Origin of the sequence: Pseudomonas sp. HS6-2 (assembly GCF_049325675.2) — a bacterium.
GTDB classification, from domain to species: Bacteria; Pseudomonadota; Gammaproteobacteria; order Pseudomonadales; family Pseudomonadaceae; genus Aquipseudomonas; species Aquipseudomonas putida_N.
On sequence record NZ_CM143906.1, the window covers coordinates 4,503,151 to 4,517,671 of the forward strand.

The 14,521-nt window shown below is 64.9% G+C and carries 20 protein-coding genes and 2 pseudogenes; 21 read left to right on the forward strand and 1 reads right to left on the reverse strand.

Features of this window, described 5'->3' with window-relative positions:
• Position 1 precedes the first annotated feature (1 nt).
• The 8 genes from lspA to ACOKS3_RS21015 all read left to right on the forward strand — a co-directional run bounded on the left by lspA (position 2) and on the right by ACOKS3_RS21015 (position 5,293).
• On the forward strand, positions 2–502 hold the full coding sequence (gene lspA / locus ACOKS3_RS20980) for a signal peptidase II (RefSeq protein ID WP_003098955.1): 501 nt from the start codon (positions 2–4) through the stop codon (positions 500–502).
• Positions 503–844: 342 nt separating this feature from the next.
• On the forward strand, positions 845–1,150 hold the full coding sequence (locus ACOKS3_RS20985) for a hypothetical protein (RefSeq protein WP_223656317.1): 306 nt from the start codon (positions 845–847) through the stop codon (positions 1,148–1,150).
• A 337-nt stretch (positions 1,151–1,487) separates the two neighbouring features.
• Entirely contained in the window at positions 1,488–1,700 is a 213-nt protein-coding gene (locus ACOKS3_RS20990) for a hypothetical protein (protein ID WP_003116833.1), read from the forward strand.
• A gap of 21 nt (positions 1,701–1,721) precedes the next feature.
• Positions 1,722–2,114 carry a hypothetical protein gene (locus ACOKS3_RS20995; protein ID WP_003116832.1) on the forward strand — a complete coding sequence of 131 codons (393 nt, stop codon included), beginning with the start codon at positions 1,722–1,724 and terminating at the stop codon, positions 2,112–2,114.
• A 182-nt stretch (positions 2,115–2,296) separates the two neighbouring features.
• Positions 2,297–2,983 (forward strand): hypothetical protein, encoded by a 687-nt coding sequence (locus tag ACOKS3_RS21000; RefSeq protein ID WP_003116830.1) that lies wholly within the window; start codon positions 2,297–2,299, stop codon positions 2,981–2,983.
• 83 nt (positions 2,984–3,066) lie between these two features.
• On the forward strand, positions 3,067–3,804 hold the full coding sequence (locus tag ACOKS3_RS21005; RefSeq protein ID WP_003116829.1) for a DUF5983 family protein: 738 nt from the start codon (positions 3,067–3,069) through the stop codon (positions 3,802–3,804).
• 97 nt (positions 3,805–3,901) lie between these two features.
• Entirely contained in the window at positions 3,902–4,180 is a 279-nt protein-coding gene (locus ACOKS3_RS21010) for a hypothetical protein (RefSeq protein ID WP_003116828.1), read from the forward strand.
• A gap of 288 nt (positions 4,181–4,468) precedes the next feature.
• Positions 4,469–5,293: a hypothetical protein gene (locus ACOKS3_RS21015; RefSeq protein ID WP_003098941.1), complete on the forward strand. Its 825-nt coding sequence runs from the start codon at positions 4,469–4,471 to the stop codon at positions 5,291–5,293.
• Between the two features lie 261 nt (positions 5,294–5,554).
• Here ACOKS3_RS21015 and merR read toward each other — a convergent pair whose 3' ends face one another.
• The gene (merR, locus tag ACOKS3_RS21020) at positions 5,555–5,962 is read right to left on the reverse strand and encodes an Hg(II)-responsive transcriptional regulator (protein WP_003098939.1); all 408 of its coding nucleotides are present in this window, start codon (positions 5,960–5,962) and stop codon (positions 5,555–5,557) included.
• A gap of 71 nt (positions 5,963–6,033) precedes the next feature.
• Between merR and merT the strand changes: the two genes are divergently transcribed.
• The 13 genes and pseudogenes from merT to ACOKS3_RS21085 all read left to right on the forward strand — a co-directional run bounded on the left by merT (position 6,034) and on the right by ACOKS3_RS21085 (position 14,519).
• Positions 6,034–6,384, forward strand: a complete 351-nt coding sequence (gene merT, locus ACOKS3_RS21025) for a mercuric ion transporter MerT (protein WP_003116827.1) — start codon at positions 6,034–6,036, stop codon at positions 6,382–6,384.
• Between the two features lie 12 nt (positions 6,385–6,396).
• Complete coding sequence (gene merP, locus ACOKS3_RS21030; RefSeq protein ID WP_003116826.1) at positions 6,397–6,684, forward strand: mercury resistance system periplasmic binding protein MerP; 288 nt, start codon at positions 6,397–6,399, stop codon at positions 6,682–6,684.
• 10 nt (positions 6,685–6,694) lie between these two features.
• Complete coding sequence (gene merA, locus ACOKS3_RS21035; protein WP_003098932.1) at positions 6,695–8,383, forward strand: mercury(II) reductase; 1,689 nt, start codon at positions 6,695–6,697, stop codon at positions 8,381–8,383.
• Positions 8,384–8,401: 18 nt separating this feature from the next.
• Complete coding sequence (locus ACOKS3_RS21040; RefSeq protein WP_003098931.1) at positions 8,402–8,917, forward strand: Tn3 family transposase; 516 nt, start codon at positions 8,402–8,404, stop codon at positions 8,915–8,917.
• A pseudogene (locus ACOKS3_RS21045) lies at positions 8,881–9,399 on the forward strand (Tn3 family transposase); the annotation flags it as partial. The gene ACOKS3_RS21040 and the pseudogene ACOKS3_RS21045, both read left to right, overlap by 37 nt.
• A 45-nt stretch (positions 9,400–9,444) precedes the next feature.
• Entirely contained in the window at positions 9,445–9,729 is a 285-nt protein-coding gene (locus ACOKS3_RS21050) for a DUF3085 domain-containing protein (protein ID WP_031629745.1), read from the forward strand.
• A gap of 141 nt (positions 9,730–9,870) precedes the next feature.
• Positions 9,871–10,321 (forward strand): annotated as a pseudogene (locus tag ACOKS3_RS21055) (XF1762 family protein).
• 310 nt (positions 10,322–10,631) lie between these two features.
• The gene (locus ACOKS3_RS21060; protein WP_003116825.1) at positions 10,632–11,537 is read left to right on the forward strand and encodes a DUF3577 domain-containing protein; all 906 of its coding nucleotides are present in this window, start codon (positions 10,632–10,634) and stop codon (positions 11,535–11,537) included.
• A gap of 145 nt (positions 11,538–11,682) precedes the next feature.
• Complete coding sequence (locus ACOKS3_RS21065) at positions 11,683–12,510, forward strand: DUF932 domain-containing protein (RefSeq protein ID WP_003116824.1); 828 nt, start codon at positions 11,683–11,685, stop codon at positions 12,508–12,510.
• 94 nt (positions 12,511–12,604) lie between these two features.
• Positions 12,605–13,294, forward strand: a complete 690-nt coding sequence (locus tag ACOKS3_RS21070; RefSeq protein WP_003116823.1) for a DUF3275 family protein — start codon at positions 12,605–12,607, stop codon at positions 13,292–13,294.
• 94 nt (positions 13,295–13,388) lie between these two features.
• A complete protein-coding gene (locus ACOKS3_RS21075) occupies positions 13,389–13,730 on the forward strand; it encodes a hypothetical protein (protein ID WP_003116822.1) in 342 nt (113 codons plus the stop codon).
• A gap of 104 nt (positions 13,731–13,834) precedes the next feature.
• Positions 13,835–14,242, forward strand: coding sequence for a hypothetical protein (locus ACOKS3_RS21080; RefSeq protein ID WP_003116821.1), 408 nt, complete (start codon positions 13,835–13,837; stop codon positions 14,240–14,242).
• A gap of 16 nt (positions 14,243–14,258) precedes the next feature.
• Complete coding sequence (locus ACOKS3_RS21085) at positions 14,259–14,519, forward strand: hypothetical protein (protein ID WP_003090124.1); 261 nt, start codon at positions 14,259–14,261, stop codon at positions 14,517–14,519.
• The last annotated feature ends 2 nt before the right edge of the window (positions 14,520–14,521 follow it).

The window sequence follows — 14,521 nt, forward strand, 5'->3', positions numbered from 1 at the left end:
AATGGATGAACCATCTCTTCGCAAGACGCAGTGGTACTCACTCGCGATCGTTATATTCGCCGGCGATCAGGCAGCTAAGAGCTACATTGACGCGACAACTCCCTTGGGTTGGTCGCACGAGGTGGCGTCATTCTTCAACCTAGTTCACGCTCTCAATCCCGGCGCGGCGTTCAGCTTCCTTGCTGGCGCGGGCGGCTGGCAGCGGTGGTTTTTTCTGGCGATCGCGTTCGCAATATCGGCATGGCTCGCATGGCTGCTCTCCCGGCCGCTGCGCAAAACGGAAGGCCTTTCGTACAGCCTCATTCTGGGCGGCGCATTGGGCAACGCGTTCGACCGCGCCACGCGCGGGCACGTTATCGACTACATCGACTTTCACCTGCACGGCTGGCACTGGCCCGCCTTCAACATCGCTGACATGGCCATCGTGGGCGGGGCGATCGCGCTGGTGGCCCAGTCGTTCATGAGCGTGGAGAACCCGGCCGCCACAAAGGAGTCCCAGTGACATTGGGACGATCCGGAAATTCGCAATGCACACGGTGCAGGACACCAATCTGAAGAGAACGGCCCCCAGCATGAGCGGCCGCGGCTTGGCCCTCATGCTAGCGCCCACCGCCGCTTTTGCTGCAACGCCCTGTTGCGATGGCGGCGATTGCTGCAACGACGTCGCAATGCCTTGCTGTGAATAAACAGCACGCAAGCCAGTTGACCTGGCAATTATGAAAGTCCATCACGGCGATGCTGGCCTTTTTCGTTCCAATGAGCCGTCACGGAGAGGTGATGATGAAGCTATGCCGGGATCCTGCAAGCTTTAGGACGGTCTTCTTTACCGCATAGCGATATGCTGATGTCACCCGTTCGCCTCGCCTGGCAAGTACAAGTAGTTCGTCGCGGTTTTCTGGCCGTGTCCGCCCGCTTCGCTGGCCCTTTTGCCCCAAACAAGCGCAATCATGCCTGCGTTACCACCAAAGTTCGCCCCCGCCAGTTGCTGTTCCTAAAGGGCATCAAGCTCAACGCCATCGCCGACCGGCCAGCGTATTTCGCATCGCTGCGTGCCCGTCGGGGCCAGCCCATCGTCATCCTCGCAGAGCTGGGACCGGACGAGGCATTCGCCCTGTGGAAGCAGCATGTACTGGGCGACAGGCCTCGCTGACCCAGTTTCGCCTCATCCTCCTGACAGCCCCGCACTTATTGCGGGGCTTTCTTTTTTCCGCGTTCGCCAATCGGGGCTGTTGCAAATGCCGATTTCCGGCTGACGCGGCTCGCCTCGCGCATGAAGCTGCCCGCATGTGTCGCTGATTCGTCAGCACCATGCCAGCAGCCAGAGTTTCCAGGCTGCCGCGGATTCTTTCCGCGCTACCCGCCAGTCCGCCATCGCATCGAGTCTGCGGACGCGCGTCACCCGTGACGCCGATGCTTTTTTCTCAACCGCGTGCGGGAGCTGCCATCCCGTGAGGGACGAGGCCCCGCTTTTTCCAAGGAGCCCGTCCATGTCCCAGCAAGCCTCTTTCGGCCAGTTGGCCTTGATCCATTGCGGCAAGTTCCTGCCGCTCGAAATCCTGCATAGCGCCGCCGGCCACTACATCGGCACGCGCGATACAGAAGGTCCCGTTTCGCGGGAATCCTGCCAGTACTTCCGCAGCTATGCCGCGGCTCAACGTGCCCTCGAAAGAGGCGGCTGGTCCCAGCTCGCCACACCCTGATCCAACTGGAGGAACCACGTCATGAACCAGCTTTTGCCCCAGGAAGTCGTCGATCAGATCATGCGGGAAGAGCAGCATTTCGCCGCCGCGCCCCAAGCCTTCTTCGAGGTCTGGAAGCGCGGCGTCGAGATCGCAGGCCCGCAATGGTTTGGCGACGGCACGCGCGAAGGCCTGAACCAGGCAAAGAGCAAGTGGGATCTGCGTCCCGACATGCTGCGTGCCAACGACGCACTCGGCGTCCTGAGCAGCGGGGAACGCATGTTCCTGTCCGCCATGTTCAGCTTCTACAACGCGCGCGAGGGCGGTGCCATGCTCAAGCGCTGCCACTTCCAAGGACTGTCGGACTTCGATGGTCTCGATCTGCAACGTCGCCAGGTGATCGCCGACCTGCTGCTGAACTACAGCGGTTGGTGAGCCGGTCCCTGGCACACCTTCATCACTGCGTTCACGGGACCCCATGAGGGACATGCGCCTCGTTCGAGGCCATGTCCCTCGCGTTTTCTCCCCGCCCAGCGCCATCCGGCATCAGGCGGTTTCCCCTGCGGATGCCATCGTCCGCAAGGGCTGGCTCCGTTCATTCATCGAAAGGAGCCTTCATGGCCAACAACTACTACGAAGCCACCGGCGTTCTCGTGCTCGACCGTGTGACGCCCGTCATCCAGGCGCTGTTCGGCGCCTTCGCGCTGGACGAGAGCCACCCCGGCAACGGGCAGGCCTACATCGCCCAGATCGCCGAGACCACCAATCCGCAATGGCCGGACGTGCTCGATGGCCTGGAAGACCTGGCCACGCAACTCGGTATTCCGATGCCGGACGACGAAGGGCTGTCGATCCCGCCGCTGCTCGAACTGCTCGCCGTGCACTTCCGTGCCGATGAGGACGAAGAGCTGGGGAACTTGATCGACCGTCATTCGTTCGAGGACACCGCCGATCTCGACGCATTGTTTCTGATCGCCACCCGGTTCGATGACGGGCACCACCTGACCGCCATCCAGTTCGAGGGCTGCTGGTACTGCAGCAAGCCGCGGCTGTTCGAGTTCGGCGGCAACGGCTGCTACCTGAGCCGCGAGGTCCGCTTCATCAGCTCCTCCTCCCAGGCCCTCCAGCTCGGCGACCAATTGCGCAAGACCATTGTGGCCGCCGACATCGAAGAGGCTTCGGCCCTGATCGCGCTGGAGACCATCAATCTGCTGGCGGGCGTCAGCGACGAGCCATTCCGCATGAATTTGCGCCGGCGCGTCGCCGAGCGATTGGCCCAAACGCCAACGATCAGCGTCACCTGACGCTGTTTCCTTTCTTTCCACCCACCGGGGTCAATTCCCGGTGGCGGGGATTTGCTCCATCATTATTCTGTTGGAGAAATCCCATGTCCCAGAATCCCAATCCCTTTCTACGCGGCTACTGGAATCTGAAAATCGTCCGCACGCTGTCCATCAGCTACGAGGACGGAAGCCCGCATGTTTGGCGAAACATCCACCCGAGCCAGCAGCACCTCTGCGACGCGGCGCTGGTTTCTTCTCCTTGCATCATCACCAGCGACTTCGCGGTGGTCAGGACTGGCACCGAACCTGTCGGCGCCGCACTGATCGCCGAATGCGACGCGGCTGAAGGGGGCAGCGGCGAAGGCATGGTGGGTGCCGTGGTGTACGCGATCCACGGCGACGACTTCGACGGCCGCCCCGTCCACATTGGCGACACCTATTCGGCCGAGGCCGCACGGGAAGTCGTGCAGCGGTTGAGCTTCGAGACCGGCTACTACAGCCGGTGCTGGGAAATCAGCAGCGCGCACATCAGCCGCGAAACCGGCCAGTACCTGGCCAACCTGGCTGACCTCGCGACGCCGGAGGCCTTTTTGTTCATCGCGTTCCGGATTCCCTACAGCCCGGCGATCGGCGTCAAGCTGATCTCCACGCCCTGGACGGACCAGCACCTGCAGGACGTCGAGGGGATCGCCGCCGAGCAGCTTCGGCAGGAGCACCGCAGCAAGGGCATGCCGGACGAGCTGGCACAGATCCTTGAACTGGCCGGCCAGGCCGACGTGCGCATCCTCATCCTCGATGCCGACGCACCCGTGTTGCCGGGCCTATCGCTGGCCGGCGAATAGCTGCCACACACATCCCCGGCCTTCCTTGTCCTCACCGCATGCCGGCCCGGTCTCCCGCCAGAGAGCCGGGCCGGCGCACTTTCACAGGAGCGATCCCATGTTCCCCGACCTCATCACACCCGCATCCGACTTCGAGCACCAACTCGGAGCCTGCGTCAACGCCATGAGCCAGGAAGATGCCATCGGCCAGATCCTGGTATTCGAGCGCATGAGCGGCACGCTGCACATGCGCCATATCGCCAGCGCCGACCTGGTGGACACCGACGTGGACGACTACGAAATGGTCGTCTTCGACGGTGGCAACACAAGCGGCGACACGTGGAAACACGTGTTCTTTCCGCGTCAGCGCGAGCACTACTTCGTGTACCAAGCCTGATTCCTCCAGCCCCTTTCGAGGGGCTTTTTCTTGCCCGCAGCACAGGAAAACGGTTGTGGTGCGGTGCCGTTTCCTGCGGGCAGGCAGACCGCCCCAGGGCCATGCTTGCCCCATGTTCGTCGGCGTTGCCGGCACATGCCCAGGCAGTCGAGACCTTCGAGGCTGCAAGCGCGGGAAACCGTGCTGGTCGTTTCTTCCTACGGACCTACCGCGTCCATCCACGCCACCCACAAGGGACCTCTCCCTTGCGGGCGGGGAATCCCTTGTTTTTCCTCAAGGAGTTTCCCCATGGATCGTTCCCTCATCAAATCCATGATGCCTTCGCTGGTCGCAGGCCATGTGCCCCGCAACGTGCGGTCGTTCAAGTACCGCGTGTTCGATGATCAGCCGCTGTCCTCAACGCTGGGCTTCGCCATCGACCCCCAACCCTTCGACGGCAAGGTGGTCGCCGCGACCGACGATGCCATCGTCGTCAAGCTCAAGCCTTCCGAGTTCGCGGTGCTCGATCCCAGCCTGGTGACCACGGTTCCTGCCGAAGGCGCCAAGGTGCATGTCCAACCCTATGCCCGTCGTCGCTTCGACGGACTGCGCGCGGACACGCCGGAGGTCATCACCGAGGAGACTTCGGACGGCACGCCGTACACCATCACGAGGCACATCCTCGGCTCGGCGCCGGCCAAGCTGCCCATTCCCACGCCGCAGTGCATGGAGTTGGGCCAGCTCATCGAGCAGTTGGAGGAGATGCCGGCCCCCGATCGCTTCCGGCGCATCACCCACATGCTGGTGGATGCCGGTGCCCGCGACTTCACCTGGGTCGATCCCACGCCCTCCAAGATCATCGAGACCCCGCCGGCGATCAGCTTCACGGTCTCGACCGCGAAGTTCGAGGGCCGGGTGACGATCCTCTACGACCGCGGCGGAGACACCTACGTGGTGGAACTGCACCGTCAGAACGGTGAATCGGTCGAACTGGTCGATCGGCACGACGAGGTGTATTTCGACATGCTCGGCGAAGTGCTGGAGAGGCTCATCGACGACGGGCGCTGGCGCCAGATCGACGTGAGCATCCTCGACGCGAAAGCGGCCCGCAAGCGCCAGGCCGTCCCGGCATGACGCCCCGCAGCGAAACCGGGCGGTCCTGCGGCTGACCCGAGGCATCCGCCACGGCGTTCCAGCCGTTCCGGCCGCGTGCACTACAGGCCCTTCATCCCATCGGATGGAGGCCTTTCTCATTCTTCCACACAGGAGATTTCATCCATGTCACTGCGATTCAAAGGCGCTGACCTGCGCCCCGTGCTGACCGAAGCCATCGCCAATCAGGGGTCGTCTCAGAAAACGGAAAAAAATCGTACGCTAAGAGCCGAAGTGGGCCCTTTAGCAGCAATGCAAAGCTGCGATCAACGGGCAGGAAACATTGCCATGGTGCGCGTTGCACTCTCTCACTAGCGTCGACAGGGCCTCTTCCATCCGCGTGAGGTCCGCCATGCGTGCGCGCACATCGGCCAGCCGGTGAGCAGCCAGTTCGGCCGCCTCGCTGCAATGGGTGCCGTCCTCCAGTTTCAGGAGCTGGCCGACTTCATCCAGGCTGAATCCCAGGCGCTGGGCTGACTTCACGAACTTCACCCGCGCCACGTCCGCCTGCCCGTAGCGGCGGATGCGACCGTAGGGCCGCTCCGGCTGGGGTAGCAAGCCCTTGAGCTGATAGAAGCGGATCGTCTCCACGTTGACCCGGGCTGCCTTGGCGAAGGCCCCGATGGTCAGATTCTCTTGAGCGTTCTCCATGGCGCTTGACTCCGTAGTTGACTACGGAAGTAACGTTACAGCATCAAGCGAAGTCCCGGAAGGAGAACCTTATGTCGGAACCCAAGAACGGCTGCGGCGCACTGGCGACCGGCGGCGTCGCGGCCGTCCTCGCCTCGGCCTGCTGCCTCGGCCCCCTTGTCCTGGTCGCGCTCGGCTTCTCTGGCGCGTGGATCGGCAACCTGACCGTGCTGGAGCCGTATCGGCCGATCTTCATCGGCGCAGCGCTCATCGCGCTGTTCTTCGCCTGGCGCAGCATCTTCCGACCAGCCCATGCCTGCAAGCCCGGCGACGTTTGCGCCGTGCCCCAAGTGCGGACTGCCTACAAGGTGATCTTCTGGATCGTGGCCGCCCTGGTTCTGGTTGCCCTCGCGTTTCCCTACGTCCTGCCGCTGTTCTACTGAAAGGAGATCACCATGAAGAAACTCACCACCCTCACCACCCTCATCGCCCTGGCCGCCGCTCTAAGCGCGCCCGCCTGGGCTGCCACCAAGACCGTCACCCTGTCGGTGCCCGGCATGACCTGCGCCGCGTGCCCGATCACGGTCAAGACGGCTCTGTCCAAGGTCGCCGGCGTCGAGAAGGCCGAAGTCAGCTTCGAGAAGCGGGAGGCCGTCGTCACCTTCGACGAGGCCAAGACCAATGCCGACGCCTTGACCAAGGCCACCGCAAACGCGGGTTACCCGTCCAGCGTCAAGCAGTGAGGGCGTAATCATGGCCGAGGCGATCACCCTCCACATCGAAGGCATGACCTGCACGTCGTGCGCCGAGCACGTCCAGCAGGCTTTGACGAACGTGCCCGGCGTGCGCGCGGCCTCGGTGTCCTATCCGCAGCGGCAGGCCGAAATCGAGGCGGATGCAGGCGTGAGCGTGGCCCCGCTGGTTGCCGCAGTGGCCACGCTCGGCTATCGCGCACGGCTTACCGACACGCCGAACAAGCCTGCCGGCCTGCTAGACAAGGCGCTGGGCTGGCTCGGTGGCGAAACGAAGCATGTTGGCGGTGAACAAGCGCTGCACGTGGCTGTGATAGGCAGCGGCGGCGCGGCGATGGCGGCTGCCTTGAAGGCCGTGGAGCAAGGCGCCCGCGTCACGCTGATCGAGCGCGGCACCATCGGCGGCACCTGCGTCAATGTCGGCTGCGTGCCGTCCAAGATCATGATCCGCGCCGCGCACATCGTCCACCTGCGCCGCGAAAGCCCGTTCGATGCTGGCCTGCCGGCCGCAGCGCCCGCTGTACTGCGCGAGCGGCTGCTGGCCCAGCAACAAGGCCGCGTCGAGGAGCTGCGCCATGCCAAGTACGAAGGCATCCTGGCAAGCACTCCGGCCATCACCGTGCTGCGCGGCGAGGCCCGGTTCAGGGACACGCGCACGCTGACCGTGGCGACCGCTGACGGCGGCACGCACGAGGTGAACTTCGACCGCTGCCTGATTGCCACCGGCGCGAGCCCGGCGCTTCCGCCAATCCCGGGCCTTGCGGACACACCCCACTGGACCTCCACCGAGGCGCTGGAAAGCAGCTCGCTCCCCGAGCGGCTGGCCGTGATTGGTTCCTCCGTGGTGGCGGTCGAGTTGGCGCAAGCCTTCGCCCGGCTGGGCAGCCAGGTCACGATCCTGGCGCGCAGCACGCTGTTCTTCCGAGAAGACCCGGCCATCGGGGAAGCCGTAACAGACGCCTTCCGCGCCGAGGGCATCGAGGTGCTGGACCACACCCAGGCGAGCCACGTTGCCTATGCGGGCGGGGAATTCGTGCTCACCACCGGGCAGGGGGAAGTGCGCGCCGACAAGCTGCTGGTCGCCACCGGTCGCGCGCCGAACACGCGCAGCCTGAACCTTGAAGCGGCAGGCGTCGAAGTCAATGCGCAGGGAGCCATCGTCATCGACCGCGCCATGCGCACGAGCGCACCGCACATCTTTGCTGCCGGCGACTGCACCGACCAGCCGCAGTTCGTCTATGTGGCGGCGGCGGCCGGCACGCGCGCCGCGATCAACATGACCGGCGGCGACGCGGCGCTGGACCTGACGGCGATGCCGGCGGTGGTGTTCACCGATCCGCAGGTGGCGACCGTGGGCTACAGCGAGGCGGAAGCGCACCACGACGGCATCGAGACCGACAGCCGGCTGCTGACGCTCGACAACGTGCCGAGGGCGCTCGCCAACTTCGACACGCGCGGCTTCATCAAGCTGGTGGCGGAAGCTGGCTCAGGGCGGCTGATCGGCGTACAGGCGGTCGCGCCGGAAGCGGGCGAACTGATCCAGACGGCCGCGCTGGCGATCCGCCACCGGATGACCGTGCAGGAGCTGGCCGACCAGTTGTTCCCCTACCTGACCATGGTCGAGGGACTGAAGCTCGCGGCGCAGACCTTCAACAAGGACGTGAAGCAACTGTCCTGTTGCGCCGGATGAGGAAAAGGGAGGTGTTCGATGAACGCCTACAGCCGCGCCAACCGCCGCATCTACGCGGCCTTGTCCGATCCCCTGTCGGCCACCCACCGGCACCGCCTCGACGATCTGCTCAAGCGCCACGACAACGGCAAGACGACCTGGCTGGCCTGGCTGCGCCAGTCGCCCGTCAAGCCGAACTCGCGCCACATACTCGAACACATCGAGCGCCTCAAAGCCTGGCAGGCGCTCGACCTGCCTTCCGGCATCGAGCGGTCGGTGCACCAGAACCGCCTGCTCAAGATCGCCCGCGAAGGCGGCCAGATGACGCCCGCCGATCTGGCCAAGTTCGAGGCACAGCGCCGCTACGCGACCCTGGTGCGCTCGCCATCGAGGGCATGGCCACCGTCACCGACGAAATCATCGACCTGCACGACCGCATCCTGGGCAAGCTGTTCAACGCTGCCAAGCACAAGCATCAGCAGCAGTTCCAGGCGTCCGGCAAGGCGATCAACGCCAAGGTGCGGCTGGCCACCTCGATCAAGCAGGGCACGGTGACGGCCTCGCTGATGCTCAGGAAACTCGGCAGCTACCCGCGCCAGAACGGCCTGGCCGTGGCGCTGCGCGAGCTGGGCCGCATCGAGCGAACGCTGTTCATCCTGGACTGGCTGCAAAGCGTCGAGCTGCGCCGCCGCGTGCATGCCGGACTGAACAAGGGCGAAGCCCGCAACGCGCTAGCCCGCGCCGTGTTCTTCAACCGGCTGGGCGAAATCCGCGACCGCAGTTTCGAGCAGCAGCGCTACCGGGCCAGCGGCCTCAACCTGGTGACGGCGGCCATAGTGTTGTGGAACACGGTCTATCTGGAACGGGCCTCAAACGCCTTACGCGGTCACGGCCAGACTGTCGATGACGCCCTGTTGCAGTACCTGTCGCCGCTGGGCTGGGAGCACATCAACCTGACCGGCGATTACCTCTGGCGCAGCAGCGCCAAGATCGGCGCGGGCAAGTTCAGGCCGCTACGACCGCTGCAACCGGCTTAGCGTACGATTTTTTCCGTTTTCTGAGACGTCCCCAATCAGTGCCGCATTGTCCTGGTCAAGGATCAGGGCGTGTACTTCCTCGCCGAGCGTGGGGAGCGTCGCCCGGATGGGCGCCAGGCACTGCTCGCCTACGCCGTCGGATGCAACCCGGACACCGACCCGTTCGATGACTGGTGGCACCTCGCCGGCCGCGAGCTGGGCGGCGATGACTTCGCGGAGTATTTCGACCCGAAGGACGGCCTGTTCACGCGCCTCCAGCACTCGGCGGACGATCTCGTGCTTTCCGCCACCGCCACGCACCTGTCCTTAGCAGTGGTGCCTCCCGCCTGACGCGGCAACCGCCTCGCAGCCCCCGCATCGGGGGCCTTCTTTTGTTCGCACCGCCGCCATCGCCGCGCGTGCGCGTTTGTCTCCAGCCGCCGAGGCACGCCCCGCCGGCCACAACGCCGGCATGCCACCGGAGACAACCGCATGAACACGCCATCGACCTCGCCGAGGCTGCACCTCCTACCGGTGTCGCTGCGCACGGCCAATGCATTCGTTCTGTCGCACCATCGCCACCACCGCCCGGTCCAGGGCGCGAAGTTCGCCCTGGCCGTCACGCTGAGCGACAGCGACCTGATCCACGGCGTGGCCATTGTCGGCCGCCCGGTCGCGCGGCACCTGGACGCTGGAAGTCACGCGGCTGTGCACCGACGGCACACCCAGCGCCTGCAGCAAGCTCTACGGCGCGGCCTGGCAGGCGGCAAGGGCGCTGGGCTACATACGCCTGCTCACCTACACCATGCCCGACGAAGGTGGCGCCAGCCTGCGCGCCGCCGGCTGGCGGCTGATCGGCGCGCGCGGTGGCGGCGCCTGGAGCCGTCCCGGCCGTCCGCGCGCCGATACCCCCGAGCACCTGCGCGGCGCCAAGTGCCTGTGACAGGCGCCGGGTGGCGCGGACAAAGGGAAGCGCCCGGGTGCCGATTGATTGCTGCCGCGCGCGCGAGGCCCCGCCATGCTGGCCCCATGCCTGCTGACGTCGTCAGCGACATGCCAGGCAACCATCGGTCTTCGAGGTTGCGGCGCAGTTCCCACTGCGTGACCGAGCCAGCTCGCACCGCATCCTTCCGCGAGCGGCCACCAGCCTCTGGTGGCGGATGCTTTCGCCTTATCAACCCACCGCGGGGTCACGCACCTTCCCCGCATGCGTGGGCCGGTGTGTCTCCGCTTCATCCCAATGGAGATTCACCATGAACACCACGTCCAACGAGAAATCGTATTTCGACCTCCACACCTCGGGCATCGGCTACATCCAGCGTGTCCGTGAAGTGCCCGTCCGGGGCGGCCGCCGTGCGCAGCCTTTCCTGGCATGCACCATCGCCGCGCTGGTCGGCCCCGCCCGGGACCCCAGCTACCGCTACTTCGACGTCAAGGTCTCGGGTGCCGAGGCCAAGAAGCTCGTTCAGCGCTACATCGGCGTTGACGATCCCAAGCAGCGCCCGCTGGTGCGCTTTCGCCTCGGTGACCTGTGGGGCGATGTGTACATCCGCGACAAGGGTGAGCAGAAGGGTCAGGCCGCCGCGTCCCTCAAGGCGCGACTGCTCAAGGCCGAACTGATCGACCGGGCCGAACTGGCTTCGATCGAGCAGCACGAGTTGATCACCCGCGGCATCGGCTATCTCAATCGTGTGAAGGACGTCACCCCAAAAGCTGGCGACTCGTTCCTCTCTTGCACCGTCGCGGCACTGGCCGGGCCTGTCGATGAACCGGAGTATCGGTACTTCGACACCATCGTCGCCACCCCGGAAGCCGAGCACCTGGTTCGCCGGTGCGTTCAGGCCGTCGAGGGTGACCGCAAGGTGCTGATCGCCTTCCGTCTGAACGACATGAAGATCGATCCGTACATCCGCACCAAGGGTGAGCACGCCGGGGAACCGGCCGCCAGCCTGGAATCGACGCTGGTCCACATCGGTCTCATCAAGATCGACGGCACCCAGGTCTATCCGACGAGCCAGGCGCAAGCCGAGGCGCCGCCGGCCGAAGACGCATCCGCGTCCGAAGCCGACGATGCCATCGACACGGCCACCGAGCCCGCCGAGCGCGAGCCCGAGGCGCAAGTCCAGGAGCAGGAGCCGGCATTGGCTGCTTCGTTCTGATCCGGCACGGCCTCTCACGGGGCCTTGTCGCTTTTCCTCCCCACGTACGCCGCGTCCCCAGGACGCGTGCTTGCGCATTTCATCCCCCGAGTTCCGCGTGGTCTCACGGCCACGCGGTTGTCGAATTTCTCAAAGGAGATCAGCCATGTCTCTGGTATCCCGCTTTGCTCCGCAATCCCCGATCCTGCGCTCTGATCGCCCACTCTCGGACGACCGCATTCGTGCCGTCGTTCCGTCGATCTTCGCCGACGCTCCACATGGGAGCCGGTCCGATCGGTATGCCTACATACCGACCTCGACCGTGCTGACCAAGCTGCGCCAGGAGGGCTTCGAGCCCTTCATGGTGTGTCAGACGCGCGTGCGCAACGAAGACCGGCGCGAGTACACGAAGCACCTCATCCGACTTCGCCATGCAAGCCAGATCAACGGCGACGAGGCGAACGAGATCATCCTGCTCAACAGCCATGACGGCACGAGCAGCTATCAGATGCTCGCCGGCATGTTCCGGTTCGTCTGCCACAACGGCCTGGTTTGCGGTGACACCACCGCAGACATCCGCGTTCCCCACAAGGGCGACGTGGCCAGCCAGGTGATCGAAGGTGCCTACGGAGTCCTCGAAGGTTTCGAGCGCGTGCATAACGCGCGCGATGCGATGCGCACCATCACCCTCGATGAGGGCGAAGCGGAGGTCTTTGCGAACTCTGCGCTCGCACTCAAGTACGACGATCCGGCCAAGTCCACGCCTGTCACCGAGAGCCAACTGCTGGCCCCTCGGCGATGGGACGACCGCAAGAACGACCTGTGGGCCGTCTTCAACCGCGTCCAGGAGAACCTAGTCAAAGGGGGCCTGAACGGACGCACGGCCAACGGCCGCAATCAGCGCACCCGTCCGGTGCAAGGCATCGACCAGAACCTGCGCCTGAACCGGGCGTTGTGGCTGCTGGCCGAAGGCATGCGCCAGCTCAAGGCGTGATGCCACGCGGACCTCGCCCACCTCGGGCGAGGCCATTTCCTCTCATCCACCGGGTGCCGTCGGCGGCCCGTCATTCATCATCAGGAGAACCATCATGGCAACCCCATCGGCTTCCGAGAAATCTGTTGCGCCCATCGTCGTCCCCGGCCAGCTCACGCTGCGTACCATCCGCGGCAAGAACGGCCCGTTCACGGTTGGCCGCCTCGCGACGCACCTCGGTACTTTCGAGGTCAAAGACCCGGAGCTGGAGCAGTACCCCGAAGGCAAGTACGACGGGGAATTCATCATCAGGTACATCTTCCCGAAGTCCTATCCGGTCGGCGGCGGCATGCGGTTCGAGATCCGTGCCAGCCTCGACGGCATGACGCTCAACGGCATCGACAAACTCAGCCGCGACGAAGCCCGCAGCTTCGCCACCCAGGACGTCGATCCGCTCGATGAAGAGCAAGGGGCGCAGCCTGCGGCAACGCCGGCCAAGCCCACCAAAGCGTCCAGGCCCGCCAAGCCCGCACCCGTGCAGGCGTCCGCGGACCCGCTGGTCGATACCACGCCCTTCGGCGTGGATGCGCCACCGCCTGCTACGGCCGCTGCCCCCGGCAGCACCGAAGACGGTGACGCCGCGCTCTTCGGCCTGCTGTGGCCGCTGGGCGAGTCCGTGAAACTGGATTCGACCATCGACCGCCGCACCCTGCGCGCGCAGATCGCCCGCCTGGGCGAGCTGGGCTACGCGCTGGACTTCAAGACGCAGGAGTGGAGCCGCCAGGCCGAACCAAAACCTGCGTGATCGCAGACGCCGCATGCGCGGTGTTCTTCATCCACCCGCCGGGGTTCCTTTCCCATGCGGGGGAGGCCCTGGCCATTTTCTGGAGGTCTCCATCATGTCCACCATCGCTTGCGATACCCCGCGTTCAACGCTGGATGAACCCGCGTGGCGGGACCTTTGCAAAGCGGCCGCCGCACACGCCCAGCGCGGTTGCGGCTTGTCCTACGACCACTACGTGACGCTCTTCAGTTCGGCGATCGACGCACAGGCCAATCGTTTGCCGGATGAGCAACGTGCTCAGGCTCTCGAAATCGCGGCCCAGGAATGGGACTACGCAACACCTGCCGAACGGCAGGAAACCCAGGACTGGAATGCGGAGCATGGCTATTGCTCGCACGGGATCGAGTTCGGCTACTGCCCGGCCGGTTGTGATCGAGACGATGACGACTGGGATTGAGGGCGACGCATAGGTTCCTTCGCCGCAGATGCGGCATTCCATCACCCGCTGGGGGTTCTTCCCCACGGGGAGGCCTTCAGCTCAACTTTTCGAGGAGGCCTCTCATGGGCTGGTATTTCTCAAACCAATCGCGGTCCGAACTGATCGCGGAACTGATCGCACCGCAAGAGACCGAGCGCGCCAGCGTCAAGGTCATCGCTCACACCCTGCGCGGCAACGTGCTGTGGTCCGTCGCCGAAGTGACCGCCAAGGTCGAAGGCGTGCATCGTGATCTCGCACCGGGCCAGTCCCTGCGCTACATCCGCTGCGATCTGCTTGAACGAAGCGGCGGCCAGTGGGGCTACAAGTCCTTGGACGAGTCCATGCACCCGTACTACTACACGTGCCCGCTGTCCTATCTGGACCTCGCACCGGAGCAGTCCGCCGACTGGCGTGCAGGCGTTCGCGCCTACCACGCCCGGCGGCGCACACCCACGGCATCCGCGGCATCCGCCGCGGCGTCGATGGCCTGAGCCAGGAGGAACCGACATGGACCCGATCCTGGCAACGCTTCCGCCCTCGTTGCTGGCACTCGTTGAAGGGAGTTTGTCCAACGACGAAGTGTCCTCCGACGAGGAAATGCTGGCGTACTTCATCGACAACGGCCTCACCGAGGACCAGGCACGGCAGGCACTGACCTACCGCGACCAGTACCTCAACAACATCTACCTGGAAGGCTTCACGCCGATCACTTCGGCGGACGAGCCGCTTCACTTCAACCCGCACACCCGGCAGTTCGAGCCGGACTGAGC